The sequence below is a fragment of the Streptomyces sp. NPDC054770 genome, assembly GCF_053611985.1.
In genome coordinates this window covers 18,998-42,079 of the sequence record NZ_JBSHBL010000014.1, presented here as the reverse complement: position 1 = coordinate 42,079, position 23,082 = coordinate 18,998, and the positions used below count along the sequence as shown (strand labels likewise).

Sequence of the window (23,082 nt, the reverse complement as noted above, 5' to 3'; positions counted from 1 at the left end):
TGAAGGGTCTCTCCCCCTCCCCACGCTGTGACAGAAAGGCTGCCATGAGTGATCCGTCCGGGCCCACTGAGTTCTCTGCGACGAGTGAGCTCGACCAGCTGCCCGACCGGGACACCGAGGAAACCGCCGAATGGCAGGCATCACTTGACGCCGTCGTGCGGAACGCGGGGCCGGATCGGGCGGTGTACCTGCTGCGACGAGTGCACGAGCACGCGGCCAGGTCCGGGATCGCCCTGCCCGGGCTCCTGTCCTCGGACTACGTCAACACGATCCCGGCGTCCGCGCAGCCCGTCTTTCCCGGTGATGTCGCCATGGAGTCCAGGATCACCGCCCTGAACCGCTGGAACGCGGCAGCGATGGTGACACGCGGCGCCCGCCTGGGGCTCGGCGGTCACATAGCCACCTACGCTTCGGCGGCATGGCTCTACGAGGTCGGGTTCAACCATTTCTTCAAAGGCAAGAACGGGGACGGCTCGGGCGATCAGCTGTATGTGCAGGGGCATGCCTCGCCCGGCATCTACGCCCGCGTGTTCCTGGAAGGGCGCCTCGACGAGAAGCAGTTGGACGGTTTCCGACGGGAGGCCGGCGGCCACGGACTGCCGTCCTACCCCCACCCCCGCCGGCTCCCGTGGCTGTGGGAGTTTCCGACTGTTTCCATGGGACTCGGTCCGCTCGCCGCCATCTACCAGGCTCGGTTCAACCGCTACCTGTACGCGCGCGGCATCAAGGACACCTCAGGTTCCCGCGTATGGGCATTCCTCGGGGACGGGGAAATGGACGAGCCCGAAGCGATGGCAGCGCTGGCGCTCGCCGCCCGTGAGGGACTCGACAACCTCACCTTCGTCATCAACTGCAACCTCCAGCGCCTGGACGGCCCGGTACGGTCGAATTCCAAGATCGTTCAGGAACTCGAGGGGCGGTTCCGAGGAGCGGGCTGGAACGTGGTGAAGTCCCTGTGGGGCGAGGCTTGGGACGCCGTGCTGCGACACGACACCAGGGGCCCTGGTGCATCGCCTCGGTGAGGTACCCGACGCCCAGATGCAGACGTACGCCGCACGGGACGCCGCCTACACACGCAAGAACTTCTTCACCGGCGATGCGCTCTCCGGCATCGCCGCCCGCCTCAGCGACGCCCAGCTCACCGATCTGTTCGAGAACTCGCGCGGCGGGCACGAGCCCCTCAAGGTCCATGCCGCCTATCGCGCCGCGGTCGAGCACCACGGAGCGCCGACCGTCATCCTCGCCCAGACGGTGAAGGGACACACACTGGGTGCGGGCTTCGAGTCCCGCAACGCCAATCACCAGATGAAGAAGCTGACCATGGCGCAGTTCCGTCACATGCGTGACGTGCTCCGGCTTCCCATTCCCGACAGCGCGCTGAGCGGCGAGCTGGTGCCGTACTGGCACCCCGGTGAGAGCTCGGAAGAGGTGCAGTACCTGCGCGACCGGCGTACGGCCCTGGGCGGCCCCGCGCCGGTACGCAGGGTGGTCGCCAAGCCGATACAACAGGCCCCGGACGCGCCCTTCGACGCCCTGAAGAAGGGCTTCGGCAAACAAGAGGTGGCCACCACCATGGCTCTTGTCCGGCTGGTCAAGGACCTGATGCGCGTCGAGGGGACGGGGCCGCGCTGGGTGCCGATCATCCCCGACGAAGCCCGCACGTTCGGCATGGAATCCCTGTTCCCGACGGCCGGGATCTACTCGCCGCACGGCCAGACCTACGAACCGGTCGACGCGGACCAGCTGCTCTACTACCGCGAAGCCGAGAACGGCCAGCTCATCGACGAAGGCATCACCGAGGCCGGTTCCATGGCCGAGTTCACCGCCGCGGCGACCTCGCACGCCACGCACGGCGAGCCCATGATCCCGTTCTACATGTTCTACGCCATGTTCGGTTTCCAGCGGACCGGTGACCAGTTCTGGGCCCTGGCAGACCAGATGGGGCGCGGGTTCGTCATCGGGGCGACGGCCGGCCGTGCGACGATGACCGGCGAGGGACTGCAACACGCCGACGGACATTCCCACTTGCTGGCATCCGCGAATCCGGCCGCGGTGAGCTACGACCCGGCCTTCGCGTACGAGATCGCGGTGATCGTCAGGGAAGGGCTGCGGCGGATGTACGGCGACCGGCCCGAAGACGCTTCTACTACCTGACGGTCTACAACGAGCCCAAGCAACAGCCGGCCATGCCCACCGGGCCGGCGGTCGAGGAGGGGATCCTGCGGGGCATCCACCGGTTCCGGCAGGCGGAGGCACCCGGTGCGGGACCGCGGATCCAGCTGCTGGCTTCCGGCACGGCCATCCACTGGGTGCTGGAGGCCCAGGAACTCCTCATGTCCCAGTGGGGAGTCCGGGCCGACGTGTGGTCGGTGACCTCCTGGACGGAACTGCGCCGCGATGCCTTGAGTGCCGACAAGGCGCGGCTTCGGGGTGAGGAGCGCGTCCCGTACGTGACGGCTGCGCTGTCGGGCAGCCCCGGGCCGGTTCTGGCGGTCAGCGACTGGATGCGGCAGGTGCCCGATCAGATCAGCCAGTGGGTCGAGCAGGACTACACATCGCTGGGAACGGACGGCTTCGGACTGTCGGACACCCGGGATGCCGTACGCCGCTACTTCCATGTGGACGCCGAGTCGATCGTTGTCGCCGCCCTGGACCAGTTGGTGCGGGCCGGCGCCATCGCCTTGGAGACGGTTGTCCAGGCCCGCGACCGCTACGGCTGGCCGGAGGCGAGCCATTAGGGCCGTCGACCCGGTACCAGGCCCGGGACGCTGATGCGCAGCCCGTCGGGGCGCAATGGTGAGCTCTCCGGCCGGGTGGCCGGTACCAACGCGCTTGCCGCCCCGGCCCTCCGGTGATCACGTCCGGGAGGTTGGTCCCCGCGACGAGCAGGCCCTCCCGTTTCTGACCGTGGCGCCGGATCGGATGGGTTTCCCAACCCTGCCGGCGCGCCGTCGACCGGTCAGAATGAGGCCGCCGTCTGCCGCTCGTCCGCCGGCCCGGCACCCGGTGCGATCCCGCATCGGGGCTGTGGGGCACGGTGGAGGCGTGCGCAGCCGCATTTTGTTTCAAACGATACTGTATCGGATGAATCAACGGCTGGTAATCTGGGGTCGTGGCTGCCGACGTTCCTCACCCCTCCGCCGGCTCGCGTGCGACTGACCGTCCCGGGGATCCCTCGCCCTTCGCTCTCGGTCTGCTGTTGCGGCGGGCGCACTGGCGTGCGGCTGCGGTGATGACGGAGGCGCTGCGCCCACTGGGTGTCGAGCTGCGGCATTTCGCGGTGCTGCTCGTGCTGATGGACCGCGGGCCCACGGTGCAGCGGGATCTGGTGACGGAGACGGGGTCGGACAAGGCGGGGATCATGCGGGTCGTGGACGACCTGGAACGCATGGGGCTGGCTGTACGCAAGGCGGTTCCAGGGGACCGGCGGGTGCGGGCGGTGGAGATCACGCCTGAGGGTGTCGAGCTTTTCGATGCGGCGCATGTGGCGGCGGAGCCGCTGGCCGAGCGTCTGGTGGCCGAGCTGGCCCCGGGCGAGGTCGAACAGCTGAGGGGGCTGTTGACCCGGTTCGCCCATCCCGCGGAGGGCGAGGGATAGGCGCGCCCGCGTGCCGCGGCGGTGTCCATTACCGGGCGGGTAGGCGCCGCCGCGGCTGGCGACGACGACGGTCGGCGTGCCCTGGGCGGCCTCAGACGAGCACCGGCACACCGTCCTCGCCGTCCGGCTCCTGGACACTGCTGCGCCCGGCCCGGGCCACGAGCAGCGTGTCCGCGGCCGCTATGGCCTCGTGCACGTTCCGGGCTCCCATCGTGATGCACAGCGTGTAACTCACGTCCTCGAGCTCGCGTGCCCATTCCCGCACCTCGCTTTCGGCGAGCGCGATCTGCAGGGACGCGTACCGGGTCAGCAGCCTTCTGACGACCTTCGGATCCGGAACAACGAGCACAGTCAGGCCTTCTCTCTTGAGTTCGAGTCACGCCGGCACCTGATGCCAACTCACGCTCGGCGACGACAGCGTTCGTGTGCCTCCGCGGCCCACACCGCTGCCCCGAGTGAAGACCGGATGCCCCCGGAATGTGTGACGAGATCGACTCCATCGCTTCATCGCCACGGTCGTGTCACACCGTCCTGGCCGGTCCGGTCTATCTGATGTCGAACAACGGACAGAGGAACCGATGCGTGAGATTCTGATAGTCGGTGGGGGTTATGCGGGCTTCTACACTGCCTGGCGCCTTGAGAAGAAGCTGCGCAAGGGCGAAGCACGGGTCACGGTGGTCGACCCGCGTCCTTACATGACGTACCAACCCTTCCTGCCGGAGGTGACAGCTGGATCGGTCGAGGCGCGTCACGCTGCCGTGTCGTTGCGGCGACACCTGCGCAGCACCCGGCTGATCGCGGGGAGCGTGACGGAGATCCGCCACGCGGACCGGACGGTGTCCGTACGCTCGACGAGCGGAGCGGACTACGAACTCGCATACGACACCCTTGTGGTCACTGCCGGTGCCGTGACCCGTACCTTCCCTGTGCCCGGGGTGGCGGAGCAGGCGATAGGCCTGAAGCATGTCGAGGAGGCGGTGGCCATTCGCGACCGGCTGATGACGGCGTTCGACCAGGCGGCGTCACTGCCGCCCGGTGCCGAGCGGCGGAGGCTGCTCACCGTCACGTTCGTGGGCGGCGGGTTCTCCGGCGTCGAGGGCTTCGGTGAACTGCTGTCGCTGGCGGCCGCGATGGTCAGGTTCTACCCGGAACTGAGCTTCGACGAGGTGTCGTTCCACCTGGTCGAGGCCCGAGGCCGAATCCTGCCCGAGGTGGGGGACAAGCCTGGTGCCTGGGTCGTGCGCTCTTTGGAACAGCGTGGCGCGCAAGTCCACCTGAACACGCAGCTGCTCTCCGCCGAAGACGGCCACGTCGTGCTGTCCAACGGAACGGAATTCGATTCCGCGTTGATCGTCTGGGCCGCGGGGAACGCTTCGAATCCGGTCGTGCACAACCACACGGACCTGCCCGTCGACGAGCGCGGCCTGATCGTCGTACGGCCCGATCTGCGCGTGGGTACCGACAGCGATCCCGTGCCGGATGCGTGGGCGGCCGGAGACGACGCGGCCGTTCCGGACCTCGCGTCTCCGGTACCGGGCGCGCATACGGTGCCCAACGCCCAGCATGCCGTGCGGCAGGGCAAGCGCCTTGCGAAGAACATCGCAGCAAGCCTCCGGGGACGCGGGACCCGGAACTATCGCCACAGCAGTCTCGGAGTGGTGGCGACGCTGGGTCTGGGGCGTGGCATCTTCCAGTACAAGGGCATCGTCATCAAGGGACTTCCCGCCTGGCTCATGCACCGGGGCTATCACGTCCTGGCCGTGCCCAGCTGGGAGCGCAAGGTCCGCGTTCTCGCCGTCTGGCTCACGGCCGCGCTGTGGGGCAGGGATCTCGTCTCCCTCGCCTCCGTCCAGCATCCACGGGACGCGTTCGTCACGAACGCCGGTCCGAACCGGCCCCGTGAGAACCGCGCGAGCGAACGCCCGGCCGCATGAGCATGCCGGAAAGGCCCAGCAGGACGGCCCATCCGATCTGAAGGTCCACGACGAAGTACGACCCGGCAGGTTCGTGCCTCCCTCACCTGCAGCGGGGAGTACCGCCGCCTCTTCCCTGACGACCGCTCTCTCCGGAGGACACCATGGACGCGAGCAAGGAGGCCGAGCGCGGCCTCACCGACATCGAGATGCACCTCTACCGGGAGGCTCATCTGCAAGCGGCACGTCAGCGTGTGGCAGCGTTCACCGCGCGGGCCCCAGGGCTGACCCAGGGGCAGAAGACGGATATCGAGCGGTGGTATCTCGACGAGCAGCAGTACGTCGCCCGTATGGTCACGGAGCACATCTCGGACCGCATCAGCCTGGCGGAAGAGCGGCACCACGTGCGCTTCGGACACTGGCTGCGCGGAACGGCGACTGCGATGGCTCTGATCACCGCTGCGATGCTGTGTGTCGCTGTGCTCCTGGGGACGTTGACCTGAGCCACCGGCGGTTCGCTCCGCTCATGACTGATCCGGACCCAGGCGGCCGACGACGGCAAGGCCAGGGCAGATCACAGCGTTCCGGGCACCGTGGACGGCGAACGGCGAGACCGTCGAACAGGCCCTAGGCCACTGCGAAACCGAACACGTCGGCGTAGAACCGCAGTTCCTCTTCCAGGCATGTCATCAGCGTCGTCTGCCGGCGGAAGCCGTGCCCCTCGCCCTCGAAGGTGCGGTGCACGTATCGCTCCGGGTGCGGGGACAGCGCGTCGGTGAACGCTTTTGCCTGAGGAGGTGGGCATACCACGTCCTGTGTTCCCTGGAAGAGGATCAGCGGGACCTGGATACGGTCCGCGTGCTGGATCGGGGACCGGGCACGGTAGAGGTCAGTCCGGTCTTTCGGGCCGATGAGCGCGTCCAGGTAGTGCGACTCGAAGTCATGCGTCCCTCCTGCGGCGAGAGACACAAGATCCACCACTGGATAGAACAGGGCGGCACAGGCATAGAGATCGCCTGCCGCCACCGAGAGCGCCGCGGTGAACCCTCCGGCGCTGCCGCCGCGGATCGCCACGCGGCCGGCGGCCGCCGTACCCTCGTCGACCAGGGCCTGCGCGACCGCGGCGCAGTCCTCGACGTCCACCACACCCCACTGTCCGCGCAGCCGTTCACGATAGGCGCGCCCGTATCCGGGGGTGCCACCGTAGTTGACCTCCGCGACCGCGATGCCGCGGGAGGTGAAGTACGCGATCTCCGGATTGGGAGCGAGGGGGGCTCTGAGACCTGGACCACCGTGCGCCCAGATCACCAGCGGAGGTACCTCGTTCGGCGGACCCGTGAATCGGGGGTTGCGCGGGGCGTATACCTGCGCATGGATCGCGTGGCCTCCAGGGCTTTCGAAGACACGGGGTACGGGTGTCGGCAGGTATGCGGGATCGGCCGCGGACCTGGACGCGTGAACCAGGGTCGGGACTTCCAGCGAAGCCGCGTCCACCTCCACGACCTCATAGGGGGAGTGGCGCGTGGCCGCCACGCCGACGATCCGGCTCCCGGCGGCATGAAGGTGGGGTAGCCATTCGTCCGCCGGGCCCGGTACATCGAGGAGTTTCCGGCGATCCGGGTCGAGGACACCGAGCCGCTGCCCTCCCACTCCGTGCAGGACTGCCAGGCGGCCGTCGGACAGCGGCCAGAACCACCGGTGTCCCAAGCGCTGAAGGCCCGCGAACTCTTCACTGGCCGGGTAGAGCGGCCGCCTGTCACCGGTGTCCGGATCCACCGCGTACAGGTTCCACCATCCGGTGCCCTCACAGGCCGCGACCAGTGTGCCGTCCGGCAGCCATTCCGCTTGGGCCACCGGATCTCCGGGCCCGCCCGTCAGCGTCCGAGCCTGCCGCAGGCAGCCGTCGTCGCTCACTTCGGCGATACGCAGTCCTGCCGCGTCCCAGGGCATGTGGGGGTGGTTCCAGGCAAGCCATACGGCATGCCGTCCGTCGGGAGACAGCCGCGTCTGGGAGACGAAGCGATGGGTTGCGGGCGAAAGCTCCCGCACGGCCGAACGGTCCGTGGCCGCCGCCCCGTCCAGTGGCACCGCAGCGTGGACCCGCCGCACGTCATCGGCGCCATCCCCGGTGAACTCCTCCAGCACGCACCGGACTTCGCCCCGTTCGAGGTCCAGAACCGGTTCGACCCAGCGAAGGCCCGCGCCCACCGGCGACACCGGCGTCAGCGGACAGGGGGCGCTGTGCCTGCCCCGGTCGACACGGAATGCGTACAGCCGCTGGTCCGCGCAATGGACAAAGGCGACGAGCGTTGCCGTCCCGTCGGCCGCGGCGCCCCAGGGACGGCCGCCGTACTCGATGACCCGACTGCGTACATCCCACGGTGCCGGCAGCAGCGACTCCGTCACACCGTCCGCACGCCGGCGAACGAGCGCTGTCCGGCCGTCCTCCTGCGGGCGCGGTTCCACCCACCACACTTCGTCGCCGACCACGCCGACGTACGACGGCGCCGCGATCTGCCCGGCAGCCAATCCTGCCGTGGCCACCTCGCTGCTGATGCGGGACGGCCATGAGCCGAAGGGAGCGACGGCCCTCACCGCACAGCCACCTGACGAGGCATCGCAGGACACGGGGCAACGACGTTCATGGGGCTCCAAACGGCCAAGGCCAGTCGGGGGTGCAGCACTGTTCGGGACGCTGCGGGGAGCAACGGCTGAGCCGCGCACGGGACGCCCGGGCCCGTCGGCACCGGCATCGACCATCGTCAACGGCATACCGACACGGGCGGCCAACTCCCTGCGTTCCAGCCCAGATGAAGAACTGCCACGTCGTCCGCCAGGCCTCCGAAGGGGGCCGCCCCGGACACAGCACCGTGGACCAGGGCGTCGATGAACTCCTGCCCCGGTAGGTGCCCGTGCTGTGTCGCCAGCCGCAGCAGGCCTTCTTCGCCAAGTCGGGTGGAGGGGCCAGTCCTTCCTTCGAACAGCCCATCGGTGAAGAGAACCACGCTGTCGCGCGAGCAGAGCGGGAGATCGGTCCGAGTCCAATCCTCGTATTCCGGAAACAGGCCCAGGGCCATTCCGGCCCGAGGCTCGACCCAGCGGATTTCCCCGTTGCTGCGCAGCAGAAGCCCCGGGTGCCCTGCGCTCACGACTTTCAAGGACAGTCCTCCCGGAGGGAACACCAACGACACCACGGTGGAGTAGGTGTCGTCGTCCGCTCTCCCGTCGATCAGGATCTTCTCCAGGATGCGCAGTTGCTCGAACTGGGTCTTGCCGCAGAGCACGGCAGTCCGCCAGGCCACGCGCAGGTGAACCGCCAGAGCGGCCTCAGCCGCTCCATGTCCGGAGACATCTCCCAAGATCACGTGTACGGTCGAGTCCTCGGTCTGCACAATGTCGTAGAAGTCGCCGCACAACAACGCGTGGGCCCGGCCTGGGATGTAGCGCGAAGCGGCCGTGAAGTTGCCTTGACGCAGCGCCGGTGCAGGAAGCAGTCCCCGTTCGAGGGACGCGTTTTCCTGGGCGATCAGTGCGTTGAAATCCATCGCAGCTCTGCGTGTCTCCAGGTGTTCTGGCCGCACGGTATGCCGGGACGTGGGGGCGGATCTGACAGTTGCAGCTGCATAAGGCATTGCTGTGGTACCCCACTTTCGATTCATGTGTGTTGCCACCTCCCGACATCAGACAGGTGAGGAACTGGATCTGTGACAGGAGAGCGAACGTGCGGGACAGGTGATGTCACAAGACGCGTGCATGCCTGGTCAAAGGATTGAGCCGAGGGATGAAGGAGGTGGGCCGGGTGAGAGGACTCGGTCGTCGACCGCTGGAGTCCCTTTGCCGGATGCGGGGCTGCATGCTGTGCTGTGCCTGGTGAGGGGGAGTACGTCGTATGGACCATGCTGACGCGGTGCCGGTTGCCGAGCTGCTTGATGAGCGTCGGCACCTGCTGGAGGTCACCTACTGGATGCTGGGCAGCTCCGGTGAGGCGGAGAGCGTCGTCGGTGAGACCTACCGACGGTGGTACGGGCTGTCCGACGCGGAGCGCGGGCGGATCACAGCTCCTCGATACTGGCTCGCGAAGACCGCGGGCGGGATCTGTCTGGGCCTGCTCGCTCACCCTCACTGGGGTGCGACCGGCCGGGGGGACCAGAGAGAGGAGCACCATACGAGGACGGGAGTCGCGGAGGAGGCGCAGGCGAGCCTGGAGGAGGAGGTCAGCCGGGTTCTGCTGAACGCGCTGGACTCTCTGTCGCCGGCCGAGCGGGCGGCGTTCGTGCTCAATGACGTCTTCGGGATGGCCTCCGACACGGTGGCCGACATCGTGGGACGCCCGGAGTCCGAGTGTGCCGAGCTTGCCGACCGGGCCCGCCGCAGTCTTCGGATGCAGCGCTCACGCCCCACCCCGCCGGGCGAACACGATCTCCTCGCTCGCACCGTCCTGCAGGCATGCGTGAACGAGGACGCCGAACTGCTCGAGTCGCTGCTGGCTCCGGACGCCACGGCGTTCTTCGACGGTGGCGGCAAGGTCCGCGCACTGAGCAGGCCCGTACACGGCGGCCGTCAGGTCGCCCACAGTCTGCTGACACTCCTGGCCCGCAACCCCCGCACCACCCTGACCACCCACTCCGTCAACGGGCGCACCGGACTCATCGCCCGCTACGACCACCAGGTCGCCACCGTCATCAGTCTCGACGTCGCCGACCACCACGTCGCACAGGTCTGGGTCGTCCTCAATCCCGACAAGCTGCGCTCCTGGAACCAGCCCCCCACCACCGGCGACCCCGGCTCGCACCAGGGCGACGGCTGGACCTGACCGCTGCTGGGCGCTGCTGTGCGGCCCTTCCACGGGACCGGCGACCGCCGCTCAGAGCTGTTCCAACGGGTGGTGCCGGCCGCATCCGCCGTCGGCACCCGGCTGATCAACTTCGAACGCGACCGGGAATGAGCCCGCGTCGCTTCGGCTCGGTGTGAGCGTCGGTACCCGCCTACCTGACAGCTGAGCAGCGGGAACGTGAGCCGAGGAACGCGGCGACCTTGCTCGGGTTGAACACCCACATCACCTTGTGGATGCCTTCCTTCGAGGCGGCTATCGTCATGAACGCCATGGGCCGGCCGTCCCGGTGGATCGTCACGCCCGTCAGGCCGTTGGCGTCGACCAACCTGGGCATCGCTGCCCGCCACAGCTGCGGATAGGTCGACATCTTGGCGATACGCGCACGGCCCAGCACGGGTATACGAGCGCAGCCCTGGAGGCCGTTTCCGTCGGAGAGGCTGACGGCATCGGCGGTGAGAAGGCTCTCCAGTGAAGCCACATCCCCCGTTTGAGCCGCTGAGACGAAGGCGTTCAAGAGGCGCCGGTGCTCCGCGGTGTCCACGCTTTCCCGCTGCTCGTCCGACAGGTGCTTGCGAGCACGGCTGACGATCTTCCGTACGTTGACGGCGCTGAGCTGAAGGATTTCAGCGATCTCGGGGTAGGCGTAATCGAACGCTTCACGCAGCACGTACGCCGCGCGTTCGGTGGGGCTCAGCTTCTCCAGCACCAGCAGCAGCGCCAGTTCGAGGGCCTCCGCGCGCTGTGCGCCCAGCTCCGGGTCGGAGCCGGTGTCGACGGGCTCGGGCAGCCAGGGGCCGATGTACGTCTCCCGGCGCACCCGTGCCGATTGCGTGACGTTGATCGCCAGACGGGTCGTGGCGCTCGAGAGGAAGGCGACGGGGCTGACCACCGCGGAGCGGTCCGTCTTCTGCCAGCGCAGCCACACCTCCTGGACCACGTCCTCGGCTTCGACCACGCTGCCGAGCACGCGGTAGGCGATTCCGAACAGACGTGCTCGGTGCTGCACAAAGACAGAGACGGCTTCTTCAAGGCCCCCTCTCGGGGGGGACAGTTCGAGATCCATGACCCTGTGCTCTCCGTTCCTCCGGTTACGGCTGTCTGGCGGCGGGACCACGCGGCTACCGCGCGGTTGCGGACGGCTCCGGCCTGCGATGCCGGGCGCTCTCCCGAAGACCGAGGTACTGCCGGGCACAGGGCGCTGTACGGCTCGTTCGAGGGGGACCGGAACTGTGGTCACTGAGAGTCACAACTGCTCCCACCGCATCTCCTGCATGGACCGGGACCGGGCCCTTCCTGTGACACCGGCCGGGGCAGCGGCGGACAGCAAGCGCTCCAGCACCTCCCGCGGGACTGTGCTGGTCGATGAATCCCCGCACCGCCGCCCGGCTCGCGACCGACGCACAGACGTTCATGAGTGCCTGCATCTCGCCCCGTTCGATACATCTATTACCGTCACGATCACGACAGTATCAGTCAATACTAACTGTCTGTGTGTGGGGTGCCGTGTATGGCGAGGGGACTCGTGCGGGAGTGATGTTCGTGCCGGCCCGTGGCCGTCAGGGCCGGGTTCGCCATGAAGGCCGTACGGCACGACCCGCCCACGCCTCCGGCAACCGCCACGCGGGCACGCCGGAGCGGTGATCCGCCCTGGCCCCTCCGCTCGCAGTCACTTGACTGATGTATCGGGTCTCGGCCGGTCCCAGGCTCGTGGTAACCCGGTCCACCGGAGCTGGTGAGGACCTTCCGAACCGACCGTTGCCCAGTTCACGGCTCTGCAGAAACCGATCAGTGGCCGGCGCTACGGGAAGACGAGAGAGGACGAATCATGAGTGGGAAGGTCTTCGACACCGATGACGACCCCGAGTGTGCTCGCGACGATCGCACCCATCGGCAGGGCGGCCACGCAGGGCGGGGTGTCCGGGCCGAGCCGGTGACGTGTCGGACGGTCGTGGCTCTGCTCGAAGAGGAGGAGCCGCTGCCGGTCGTCACAGAACTCCGATACGACAGTGCGGAGCCGTATTCGATATTCATGGCATTCAATGCGGGAACCGATGTGGTCATTGAGTGGGAATTCGGGCGCGAACTCCTGACGTCCGGCCGGCGGCGGCTCACTGGTCTCGGCGATGTCCAAGTCTGGCCTGCCGAGATCCGCGGTCATGGGTTGGTGTACATGTCGTTCCGGTCGGGCTGGGAAGTGTTTGTCGTCGCCGCATCGGCGGTGGTGATCGACGAGTTCCTGACGCGCGCCCTCGAGGCCGTGCCCCTTGGCGAAGAGAGACGTTTCCTGGGTGTCGAAAGCTTCGTCAGTCAGTTGTCGGATGAGACATGACGATCCCGCACGGAAGCGGGAAGGCGGCTCGCGGCCGGCTTCGGTATCTCCGTCGGTACCGCCCACGTGTGAGGGCAGGGCCGGACCCCCTTGGCAGTCGTTCGACTGATGGTTGAGGCTCCCCGACAGGGAGGACACACCGACCGGTACGATGGCGGCCGGAACGACCCGTTGACGGAGAGAAGCTTCACGTGCTGTGCCCGATGCCTGTTGTGGCGATGAGTGACTGTCCGGCTCCGCCCGAGCACTCTGTCGCCACGGTCACGGCGGGCGTACGTGTCGGGACGGGGCTGATCGGAACCTCGCACAAGGCGGGATCCGCACGCGTGCGATGATCGGGCGGGACAAGGAGCTGCGCACCCTGCGGGGGTTGCTGGCGGACGCTGCGGCCGGGCACGGCAGCGCGCTGCTGGTCCACGGTGCCGCTGGTGTCGGCAAGTCGGCTCTGCTGCGCGCGGTCGGGGCCGAGGCCGCCGAAAGCGGCTTCAAGGTGCTACGCACGTCCGGGGCGGAGCCCGAGCAGTGGCTGCCGTTCGCCGCGCTGCAACTGCTGCTTCAGCCGGTCGCCCGTGGCATGAAAGACCTGTCGGCGCCGCACCGGTTGGCGCTGAGCGGCGCGTTCAGCGCCAGGGACACCGAGCCCGAGATATACCGGGTCGGACTGGCCGTGCTCGAACTGCTCGCGGACGCGGCCAACCGGCAGCCGCTCCTGCTGCTGGTCGACGACCTGCACTGGATCGATTCCTCCAGCCGGGACGTGCTGAAGTTCGTTGTCCGGCGGACCCGCGACCACGCCATACAGGTGATCGCCGCCGCCCGGATCCAGTACTCCGAGTCGTATGTGCTCCTGGACCTCCCTCTGGAACCGCTCAGCCGACCGGCCGCCACCGAATTGCTCGACGCCGGCGCGCCCGACCTGCCGGCGCCGTTGCGGGCGCTCATCCTGGAGCGGGCCGCGGGCAATCCGCTGGCCCTGGTGGAGCTGCCCAAGGCGGTGCAGGGCGGGACCGCGCAGACGGACGACCTGCCGCTGACTCAACGGCTGGAGGACGCGTTCTGCGCGCGGACCGATTCGGTGAGCCGGGAGTGCCGCACGTTGCTCCTGGTCCTCGCCGCCGAGCCGGCCGCGCCCCTGAACCTGCTGCTGGACATGTCGAGTCGGCTCTCCGGTTCGGCGGTCTCCGTCGACGCGGTGCAGGAGGCGGTCGACGCGGATCTGGTCACCCTGACCGGCTACACGGCCGAGTTTCGCCATCCGCTGATGCGTACGGCGATCTACACCCACGCCACGCTCGCCGATCGGCTGGCTACCCACCGTGCCCTCGCATCGGTGCTGGACGACACCCCCGAGCGCCAACTCGCTCACGAGGCAGCGGCCACGATCGGGCCGGACGAGGAGCTGGCCGCCCGGCTCGAGCGTTTCGCCGACGCCTCGCAGGCCCGGGGGAAGGTGGCGGTTGCCGTCCCGGCGCTGCGCCAGGCGGCCGACCTTGTCCTCGATGCGCAGCGCCGGACCGGCATCCTGGTCAGGGCGGCCGAGCTGTCCAGCGAGATCAACCACCGCGTCAGCGTCCAGATGCTGCTGGACCGTACCGACATGAGCGTGCTGGGCCGGGTGGAGCGGGCTCGCCTCATGGTGGTGTCCGACAATTCCGCTTTCGAATCGGGCGAGCCGCAGCGGCGGATCCAGGACATGGTCACCGCGGCGGCCGGAGCGTTCGACGCGGGAGCCGTGGACGTCGCGGAGAACCTGTTGTGGCGAGCCAGCGCACGGTGCTTCTTCCAGGACGGCGACGGGCAGGTGCGTGCTCAGGCCGCAGCAGAACTGGACCGGTGGAACCCTGATCCGGATGCTCCCCATGTGCTGGCGGTGCGGGCGTACGTCGAGCCGTACCGGCACGGGGCCGACGTGATCGCGCGGCTCGACGGAATCAGAGCGAACCGCAAAGACGGCCGGATCCTGCATTTTCTCGGTAGCGGTGCCATGGTCATCGGCGACATCAGTCGCGCGACCCGGTACCTCGCGCTGGCGGCCGCGGCGTGGCGGTCGCAGGGCCGACTCGGCCTGCTCGCCCGTTCGCTGGCCACCAGCTGGCCACAGGTGTACCTGGGCCGCCTCGAGCGAGCCCGCGAGGAGTCCGCCGAGGGGCTCGCCCTGGCCGAGGAGACCGAGGAATGGATCGTCTGGCTGGGACTGAAGGCCACGGCCGGCCTGGTCGCGGCGCTGCGCGGAGAAACCGCGGAAGCAGCGTGGATGATCCGCGAGCTACGCACGCACAGCCTGTTCCCGGACATGCCGTTCGTGACCGTGATGGCGCAGCAGACCGACGGTCTGCTCGCTCTCTTCGACGGCCGCGCCATGGAGGCATACGACGTTCTCGCGCGCGCGTTCGATCCCGTTGACCCGCACCACCACTCGGTGAGCCGCTGGCTGCTCGCGCCGGACCTGGTGGACGCCGCGGTGGCCGCGGGCACCGTGGAGCAGGCCCGGGAACTGCTGGCCGACCTTCCCGAGCTGGCCGGACGGCTGCCTTCGGAAATGATGGTGGTGGCTCACGCCTACACCGACGCGGTACTGGCCCCGGACGACACCGCGGAGGAGCGCTACGCCGCGGCCCTCACCGCATTGCCGGCCGACTGGGCGCTGTCGCGGGCCCGGCTGCGTCTTCAGCAGGGCCGCTGGTTGCGCCGCCAACGCCGCAACGTGGACGCTCGGCACCCGCTTCGACTCGCCCGCGACGAGTTCGACCGACTCGGCGCGCGGCCCTGGGCCGAGATGGCCCGCGAGCAGCTGCGTGCCACCGGCGAGTCGAGCGGCCGACGGCACGCGAACACCGGTGAGCAACTGTCCGCCCAGGAAATGCAGATAGCCGTGCTGGCGTCACAGGGGCTGAGCAACCGGGAAATCGGCCAGCGCCTGTTCATCTCGCACCGCACCGTCGGAGCGCACCTCTACCGCATCTATCCGCGCCTCGGCGTCACCGGCCGGGGCAAGCTCGCCGCCGCACTGGCCGCACTGCACGACGAACAGCCCACGTCGGACGTCTCCAGCGCCCAGGAGTGACCTTGAGCGGCGACGGTGGTGTCGTCGCCTCGGGCGGAACGCCAGGCCGCCGCTCTCCGCAACCGCGGCTCCGTCGGCAGACGGCATGAGAGCCCGCCGTAGAATCGGGGAGCGAGCGACGGGTTCCGCGGCATGGACCGGTGTCCACGTGTGGCCTGTATGACGCGATCAGCAGTGCGGTCGCCAACGGAGTTGGCCCGGGCCGGGAGCTGATATCAGGGACAGGCAAGGATGAACGAGCAGAGCACCCCGACCACCTCGACAGACATGACGGTCGAGGCGTTCTCACCGGACAGTTCCAAGCTGCGCCGCCGCCACCGGCGGGCGGTGGGACAACTTGCCCTGTGTGTGTTCGTGCTCGTCCCCTGGACCGTCTACCTGGCCGTCTCGCTGCCCGATCGCTTCGAGGCCCGGTACTGGCCCATGGTGTGGGTGGGCTTCGACGTCATGCTGCTCGTGTCGCTGGCCGCCGCCGGGGCGGCGGTCTGGCTGCGACGGCAGGCCCTGATCCCCATGTCCTTCGTGGCGGCCACGCTCCTGGTCTGCGATGCCTGGTTCGACGTTTCCCTGAGCTGGGGGCGAGGCGACGTGTGGGGAAGCATAGCCTCGGCCGTGCTGGTGGAGCTGCCACTCGCCTTCTTGCTGGTCATGCGCGCACGCCGGGTGCTGAAGATCTCGGCTCGGCTGGCCTGGCAGCGACTGGGCCTGGCAGGCGAGCCCCCGCCGCTGTACCGGCTGCCGCTGTTCGTCGCCCTGGCGTCATCGACCGGCATTGAGCCGGACTCGACGGGAACCAAGGACGCTTGACGGCGCGCAGACCCTGCATGGCCGGGGGCGATGCGTCCAGCGGCCCGACGTCCAGTCGAATCGGACACCTGTTCGAGGGGCTGTGAAGAGGAGCGGCCGTCCACCGCCGTTGTCGCATGTCCCGCATGTCCCGCATGTCCCGCCACGGTGACCTGAATCGGCGCAAGGTGCCTCCGCATGGCCCTCCGCCCGCCTACGCTCAGCCCGTGCTGCGCATCCTCGACGCCAAGACCGGTGAGACCGTCCCCGCCGTCCTCGCCCGCCGTGCCCTGACCCGGGTCGAGGCACATGCCTCCGGGTACGACCTGACGGCCCTGCGGGTCCTGCTCACCACCGACCTCCTGCTGCGCGCGCTGGAACTCGGCGGCACCCCGGTCCTGCCCCTGCTCACCGCCGACCGCCACCAGGTCGAACTGCACGCCGCCGCCACCACCCTCGGCATCCGTCCCTTCGAGGACGGCCGTGATCTCTCCTCCGGACTGGGCGAGGCGCAGATCGTGCACGTGACGGCCGCGGGCGGGACCGTGCCCGCCACCGGCGCGACCGTCGCCGTCGCCCCCGCCGACGGCCCCGACGCCGGTGTCCTGGGCACGCTCGCCGACCCCGCCGCACTCCGGCTCGCCCTCCTCGACGCCCCGCGCGGCACGGCCGTCCACCTGGGCGCCGGTGCCCTCGACGAGGCCGGGCGGCGGCTCGGCAGGCTGCGGCAGTCGGTGGCCGGGTGGGCACGCAGCCCCTCGCGGCCGGTGCCCGAGAAGGTACGGGGACGGCTGCGGGACGCCTGGGAGGACGACCTCGACGTGCCCGGGGTGCTCGCCGTGCTGCGCTGGATGGAGAACCAGCCCGAGATCCCGCCCGGCGCCCGCTTCGAGACCTGCGCCTACGCCGACCGGCTGCTCGCGCTCGACCTCACCCGCGACATCGGGCGGGCGGCGTGACCACCCGGGCGGGCGCCGGCCCGCTGCGCCGCCTGGTCGTCCTGCGGCACGCCAAGTCGGCCTGGCCCGAGGGCGTCCCGGACCGCCTGCGCCCGCTCGCGGACCGCGGCCGCCGCGACGCCCCCGCCGCCGGCCGCGCCCTCGCCGAGTCCGACTGCCTGCCCGACCTCGCGGTGTGCTCCACCGCGGTACGCGCCCGGCAGACCTGGGAGCTGGCCGCCGGCCAGTGGGGCACACCGCCGCCGGTCCGCTACGACCGGCGGGTGTACGCGGCCGACGTGCCCGACCTGCTGGCGGTCGTCCGCGAGGTGCCTGCCGAGGTGGAGACGCTGCTGCTGGTCGGGCACAACCCGGGCCTGGAGGAACTCGTCCTCGACCTCGCGGGCGACGGCCTCGACGACACCCTGGAACAGGTGCGCAAGAAGTTCCCGACCTCCGCGATCGCCGTCCTGGCCTGGCACGGCACGACGTGGGCGGCCCTGGCCCCGGGGACGGCCCTGCTGACGGAGGTGACGGTGGCCCGGGGGCGGAAGGAGTAGCGCACGGGTCCGCATAGGCTGGGCGGATGCAGGACGAGTACCGCACAGTCGCCCGCGCGGGCACGCACGAGACCGAGGTCAACCGCTCCCGCTTCCTGTGCGCCCTCGCCCCGGCGGCCACCGAGCAGGAGGCCCAGGACTTCGTCGCGGCGGTCCGCAAGGAGCACGCCGACGCCACCCACAACTGCTGGGCCTACGTCATCGGCGCCGACGCCGGCACCCAGCGGGCCAGTGACGACGGCGAACCGGGCGGCACCGCAGGCGTCCCCATGCTCCAGATGCTGCTCCGCCGTGACATGCGGTACGTCGTCGCCGTCGTCACCCGCTACTACGGCGGCGTCAAACTCGGCGCCGGCGGACTCATCCGCGCCTACGGCGGTGCGGTCGGCGAGGCCCTCGACGCCGTCGGCACCCGCACCCGGCGCCGCTTCCGGCTGGCCACGGTGACCGTCGACCACCAGCGCGCCGGCAAGGTCCAGAACGACCTGCGCGCCACCGGCCGCGAGGTCCGCGACGTCCGCTACGGCGAGGCGGTCACCATCGAGATCGGCCTGCCGGACGCCGACGTGGACACGTTCCGCGCCTGGCTGGCCGACGCGACGGCCGGCGCGGCGACCCTCGAACTGGGCGGGGAGGCGTACGGCGACGCGTGAGCCGGGGGTGAAATGCGTTAGCGTGGCGGGTGTTGACAGGGAAGTCCTCGTACCGGTTCATGCCGGTTCGGTTCGGTTTGCGCAGGTCGAATAGGTGCAATAGGGGTAAGCGTGCGGGTCAGGGTGGTCTCATGAGAATCCTGCACACTTCCGACTGGCATCTGGGCCGGGCCTTCCACCGGGTGAACATGCTCGCCGCCCAGGCCGAGTTCATCGGCCACCTCGTGACCACCGTGCGCGAGCACGCCGTCGACGCCGTGGTGGTGGCCGGAGACGTGTACGACCGCGCGGTGCCGCCGCTCGCCGCGGTGGAACTCTTCGACGACGCCCTGCACCGGCTCGCCGATCTCGGCGTGCCCACGGTGATGATCTCCGGAAACCACGACTCCGCCCGCCGCCTCGGCGTCGGCGCCGGTCTCATCGACCGCGCGGGCATCCACCTGCGCACCGAGCCGTCGGCCAGTGGCACCCCGGTCGTCCTGGCCGACGCCTTCGGGGACGTCGCCTTCTACGGGCTGCCGTATCTCGAACCCGCCCTGGTGAAGGACGAGTTCGGGGTGGCGAAGGCCGGGCACGAGACGGTGCTGGCCGCCGCCATGGACCGGGTCCGCGCCGACCTCGCCGCCCGCGCGCCCGGCACCCGCTCCGTCGTCCTCGCGCACGCCTTCGTGACCGGCGGCGAGCCCAGCGACAGCGAACGGGACATCACCGTCGGCGGAGTGGCCGCCGTTCCGGCCGGCGTCTTCGACGGCGTCGACTACGTGGCCCTCGGCCACCTGCACGGCTGCCAGACCCTCACCGACCGCGTCCGGTACTCCGGCTCCCCGCTGGCGTACTCCTTCTCCGAGGCCGACCACCGCAAGAGCATGTGGCTCGTCGACCTCGCCGCCGACGGCACGGTCACCGCCGAGCGCCTCGACTGCCCGGTGCCGCGCCCGCTGGCCCGCATCCGCGGCACCCTGGACGACCTGCTCGCCGACCCCGCCCTCACCCCCCACGAGGACGCCTGGGTCGAGGCCACCCTCACCGACCCGGTCCGCCCCGCCGACCCCATGGCCCGCCTCACCGACCGCTTCCCGCACACCCTCAGCCTGGTCTTCGACCCCGACCGGGCCCCGGACGACCCCGACGTCACCTACGCCCGCCGGCTGGCCGGCCGCACCGACCGGCAGATCGCCGAGGACTTCGTCGCCCATGTGCGCGGCGCGGGCCCCGACGAACGCGAACTGGCCGTCCTGGGCGAGGCGTTCGACGCGGTGCGCGCGGACGGCGCGGTACGTGAGGTGGCCCGGTGACAGTGCATCCGCATCCGCATCCGCACCCGCACCGCCTCACGGAGGACCGCCTCACGGAGGTGGCCGCGTGAGGCTCCACCGGCTCGACATCACCGCCTTCGGGCCCTTCGGCGGCAGCCAGAGCGTCGACTTCGACGCGCTCTCCGCCGCCGGGCTCTTCCTCCTGCACGGCCCCACCGGCGCCGGCAAGACCTCCGTCCTGGACGCCGTCTGCTACGCCCTCTACGGCACCGTCCCCGGCGCCCGCCAGAGCGGCCAGGGCCTCACCCTGCGCAGCGACCACGCCGACCCGGCCACCCGCACCGAGGTCCGCCTCGAACTCACCGTCGCCGGACGCCGGTTGGAGATCACCCGGCAGCCGCCCTGGGAGCGCCCCAAGAAGCGCGGCGCGGGCACCACCCTGGACAAGGCCCAGACCTGGCTGCGCGAGTACGACGCGAAGGCCGGCGCCTGGAAGGACCTCAGCCGCTCCCACCAGGAGATCGGCGAGGAGGTCACCCAGCTGCTCGGCATGAGCCGCGAACAGTTCTGCCAGGTCGTGCTGTTGCCCCAGGGCGACTTCGCCCGTTTCCTGCGCGCCGACGCCGGCGCCCGCGGCCAGCTGCTCGGCCGGCTCTTCGACACCCAGCGCTTCGCCGACGTCGAGAAGCGCCTCGCCGAGCGCCGGAAGACGACCGAGGCCCGGGTCCGGGACGGCGACTCCGCGCTGCTGGCCGACGCCCACCGCATGCAGCAGGAGGCCGGCGACGCGATGGAGCTGCCGGACCTGGCCCCCGGCGAGCCAGGCCTGGCCCCGGCCGTCCTCGCCGCCGCGGCCGTCGCCCGCAGCACCGCGCGGGAGCGCCTCACCATCGCCCACTCCCGGCTCACCGCCGCCGAGTCGGCCCAGTTCGCGGCCGACCGCGCGCTGGCCGACGTACGCGAACTGGCACGGTTGCAGGCTCGGTTCGCTCAGGCGCGGCAGCGGGCCGTACGGCTGGAGGAGCGGGCCGGGGACCACCGGGCGGCGCAGACGCGGATGGAGCGGGCGCGGAAGGCGGCGGAGGTGGCGCCGGCGCTGGAGCTGCGGGAGGCCGCCGAGGCAGGGCACCGCGAAGCGGCCGCCGCCGAGGTGCGTGCGCGTGCGCTGCTGCCGGAGACCCTCGCGGGAGCCGGTGCGGCAGGGCTCGCCGGCGCCGCCCGCCGGGCCGCCGAGGAACTGGGCGGGCTGGAGTCCGCGCGCCGGGCCGAGCGACGGCTCGCCGAGGTCGTCGGCGAACGCGGCCGGCTCGACCGGCAGGAGCGGGACGACGAGGAGGTCCTGCGCGAGGCCGCGGGCTGGCTCGCCGGCTGGGACAGCAGGCGCGCGGAACTCCAGTCCCGTATCGACTCCGCCCAGGAGGCCGCGACCCGCGCCGAACAGCTCGCCGTCCAGCGCGAGCCCGCCCGCCGGCGGCTGGCGGCGGCCCGGCTGCGGGACGAGCTGGGCCGGGACACCGACGAGGCCCAGCGCACGGCCCTGGCCGCCGCGCAACGGGCCGTCGAAGCACGGACGCACTGGCTCAACCTCAAGGAGCAGCGGCTGAACGGCATCGCCGCCGAGCTGGCCGCACAGCTCACCGCGGGAGAGCCGTGCGCCGTCTGCGGGGCCACCGAACACCCGGCGCCGGCCGAGAAGTTCGCGGGCCACGTCGACCGCGAGGCCGAGGAGCGCGCCCTCGCCGCCCACCAGCGGGCCGACGAGCAGCGTGCCCGGGAGGAACGGCGGCTCGGCACCGTACGCGAGGCACTGGCCGCCGCCACCGCCGAGGCGGGCGACACCCCGACCGCGCAACTGGCATCACTGGCAGACGAGTTGGAGCGGGAGTACGCCCAGGCCCGGCGGGCCGGCTCCACCCTGCACGCGGCGCACGAGGAGCTGCGGCTGGCCGAGCAGGAGCGTGAGCGCCGGCTGGCCGAGCGGCAGCAGGCCGAGGTCCGGACCGCCGCACGGCTGACCCGGCGCGAGGGCCTCGACGCGGAACAGAGCTCCCTGGAAGGGGAGTTGACCCAGGCCCGGGGAAGCGCCGCCAGCGTGTCCGCGCGGGCCGCGCAGCTGGAGCGGCAGGCGGCGCTGCTCACCGACGCCGCCGATGCCGCGCGCGCCGCCGAGGACACCGCCCGGCACCTGAAGGACACCGACGCCCGGCTCGCCGACGCCGCCTACCGGGCCGGTTTCGACACCCCGCAGGCCGCGGCCGCCGCCCTCCTCGACGACACCGCCCACCGCGAACTCCAACGGCGCCTGGACGAATGGCAGTCCGAGGAGGCCGCGGTGCGTGCCGCACTTGCGGAGGCCGACGCCGCGGCCGCCGCCCAGCAGCCGCCGGCTGACCTCGACGCGGCCGAGCGCACCGCCGCCCTGGCCGCCCAGCGGCTGCGCGACGCCGCCTCCGCCCGGGACCGGGCCGCCGACTGCTGCGCCGAGCTCGACGGGCTGTCCGCCCGCGCCACCGAGGGCATACGCCGACTCGCCCCGCTGCGTGAGGAGTACGACCGGGTCGCCCGCCTTGCCGGGCTCACCGCGGGCACCTCCGCCGACAACGAGCGCCGGATGCGCCTGGAGTCGTACGTGCTGGCCGCCCGCCTGGAACAGGTCGCCGCCGCCGCGACCGTACGCCTGCAGCGCATGTCGTCCGGCCGCTACACCCTGGTCCACTCCGACGACCGCACCGGACGCGGCCGCAGCGGCCTCGGACTGCACGTCGTCGACGCCTGGACCGGACGCGAGCGGGACACCGCCACCCTCTCCGGCGGCGAGACCTTCTTCGCCTCCCTCGCCCTCGCCCTCGGCCTCGCGGACGTCGTCACCGACGAGGCGGGCGGTGTCCGCCTCGACACCCTCTTCATCGACGAGGGCTTCGGCAGCCTCGACGACCAGACCCTGGACGAGGTCCTCGACGTCCTCGACTCCCTCCGCGAACGCGACCGCAGTGTCGGCATCGTCAGCCACGTCGCCGACCTGCGCCGCCGCATCCACGCCCAACTGGAGGTGGTGAAGGGGCGATCGGGCTCGACGCTGCGGCAGCGCGGGGTCTGAGCGGGGCCCGGCGAAGCGCCCCCGAAGGGGCGCGGGGAACTGCGCGACCAGCCA

General features: G+C 70.6%; 15 protein-coding genes and 2 pseudogenes. 13 read left to right on the top strand and 4 right to left on the bottom strand.

Annotated features, from left to right (window positions below):
• The first annotated feature begins 44 nt into the window (after positions 1-44).
• Positions 45-2,738, top strand: a pseudogene (aceE, locus tag ACWGKQ_RS15265) (pyruvate dehydrogenase (acetyl-transferring), homodimeric type).
• Between the two features lie 374 nt (positions 2,739-3,112).
• Positions 3,113-3,598, top strand: coding sequence for a MarR family winged helix-turn-helix transcriptional regulator (locus tag ACWGKQ_RS15260; protein WP_453292388.1), 486 nt, complete (start codon positions 3,113-3,115; stop codon positions 3,596-3,598).
• Between the two features lie 91 nt (positions 3,599-3,689).
• Here ACWGKQ_RS15260 and ACWGKQ_RS15255 read toward each other — a convergent pair whose 3' ends face one another.
• The gene (locus ACWGKQ_RS15255) at positions 3,690-3,947 is read right to left on the bottom strand and encodes a DUF5133 domain-containing protein (protein ID WP_453292387.1); all 258 of its coding nucleotides are present in this window, start codon (positions 3,945-3,947) and stop codon (positions 3,690-3,692) included.
• Positions 3,948-4,176: 229 nt separating this feature from the next.
• Here ACWGKQ_RS15255 and ACWGKQ_RS15250 point away from each other — a divergent pair, with 229 nt between their 5' ends.
• Positions 4,177-5,532, top strand: coding sequence for an NAD(P)/FAD-dependent oxidoreductase (locus ACWGKQ_RS15250; RefSeq protein ID WP_453292386.1), 1,356 nt, complete (start codon positions 4,177-4,179; stop codon positions 5,530-5,532).
• 143 nt (positions 5,533-5,675) lie between these two features.
• Positions 5,676-6,014 carry a hypothetical protein gene (locus tag ACWGKQ_RS15245; RefSeq protein WP_453292385.1) on the top strand — a complete coding sequence of 113 codons (339 nt, stop codon included), beginning with the start codon at positions 5,676-5,678 and terminating at the stop codon, positions 6,012-6,014.
• 124 nt (positions 6,015-6,138) lie between these two features.
• Here ACWGKQ_RS15245 and ACWGKQ_RS15240 read toward each other — a convergent pair whose 3' ends face one another.
• The gene (locus ACWGKQ_RS15240) at positions 6,139-8,055 is read right to left on the bottom strand and encodes a prolyl oligopeptidase family serine peptidase (RefSeq protein WP_453292384.1); all 1,917 of its coding nucleotides are present in this window, start codon (positions 8,053-8,055) and stop codon (positions 6,139-6,141) included.
• Positions 8,056-8,273: 218 nt separating this feature from the next.
• Positions 8,274-9,101, bottom strand: a pseudogene (locus ACWGKQ_RS15235) (PP2C family protein-serine/threonine phosphatase); the annotation flags it as partial.
• Between the two features lie 299 nt (positions 9,102-9,400).
• Between ACWGKQ_RS15235 and ACWGKQ_RS15230 the strand changes: the two are divergent.
• Positions 9,401-10,324 (top strand): sigma factor-like helix-turn-helix DNA-binding protein, encoded by a 924-nt coding sequence (locus ACWGKQ_RS15230; RefSeq protein ID WP_453292383.1) that lies wholly within the window; start codon positions 9,401-9,403, stop codon positions 10,322-10,324.
• 172 nt (positions 10,325-10,496) lie between these two features.
• Here the strand turns inward: ACWGKQ_RS15230 and ACWGKQ_RS15225 are convergent, their stop codons facing one another.
• Positions 10,497-11,408 carry an RNA polymerase sigma-70 factor gene (locus ACWGKQ_RS15225; protein ID WP_453292382.1) on the bottom strand — a complete coding sequence of 304 codons (912 nt, stop codon included), beginning with the start codon at positions 11,406-11,408 and terminating at the stop codon, positions 10,497-10,499.
• A gap of 762 nt (positions 11,409-12,170) precedes the next feature.
• Here ACWGKQ_RS15225 and ACWGKQ_RS15220 point away from each other — a divergent pair.
• From ACWGKQ_RS15220 to ACWGKQ_RS15185, 8 genes are all read left to right on the top strand, one after another.
• Positions 12,171-12,674, top strand: coding sequence for an SsgA family sporulation/cell division regulator (locus ACWGKQ_RS15220; protein WP_453292381.1), 504 nt, complete (start codon positions 12,171-12,173; stop codon positions 12,672-12,674).
• Between the two features lie 331 nt (positions 12,675-13,005).
• A complete protein-coding gene (locus ACWGKQ_RS15215) occupies positions 13,006-15,738 on the top strand; it encodes an ATP-binding protein (RefSeq protein ID WP_453292380.1) in 2,733 nt (910 codons plus the stop codon).
• Positions 15,739-15,969: 231 nt separating this feature from the next.
• Entirely contained in the window at positions 15,970-16,545 is a 576-nt protein-coding gene (locus ACWGKQ_RS15210) for a hypothetical protein (protein ID WP_453292379.1), read from the top strand.
• Positions 16,546-16,751: 206 nt separating this feature from the next.
• The gene (locus ACWGKQ_RS15205; protein WP_453292378.1) at positions 16,752-17,483 is read left to right on the top strand and encodes a hypothetical protein; all 732 of its coding nucleotides are present in this window, start codon (positions 16,752-16,754) and stop codon (positions 17,481-17,483) included.
• Entirely contained in the window at positions 17,480-18,022 is a 543-nt protein-coding gene (locus ACWGKQ_RS15200; protein ID WP_453292377.1) for a SixA phosphatase family protein, read from the top strand. The genes ACWGKQ_RS15205 and ACWGKQ_RS15200 overlap by 4 nt, the downstream gene beginning before the upstream one ends.
• Positions 18,023-18,048: 26 nt before the next feature.
• Positions 18,049-18,675, top strand: coding sequence for a YigZ family protein (locus ACWGKQ_RS15195; protein WP_453292376.1), 627 nt, complete (start codon positions 18,049-18,051; stop codon positions 18,673-18,675).
• Between the two features lie 131 nt (positions 18,676-18,806).
• Positions 18,807-19,970: an exonuclease SbcCD subunit D gene (locus ACWGKQ_RS15190; protein WP_453292375.1), complete on the top strand. Its 1,164-nt coding sequence runs from the start codon at positions 18,807-18,809 to the stop codon at positions 19,968-19,970.
• Between the two features lie 67 nt (positions 19,971-20,037).
• A complete protein-coding gene (locus tag ACWGKQ_RS15185) occupies positions 20,038-23,028 on the top strand; it encodes an AAA family ATPase (RefSeq protein ID WP_453292374.1) in 2,991 nt (996 codons plus the stop codon).
• The last annotated feature ends 54 nt before the right edge of the window (positions 23,029-23,082 follow it).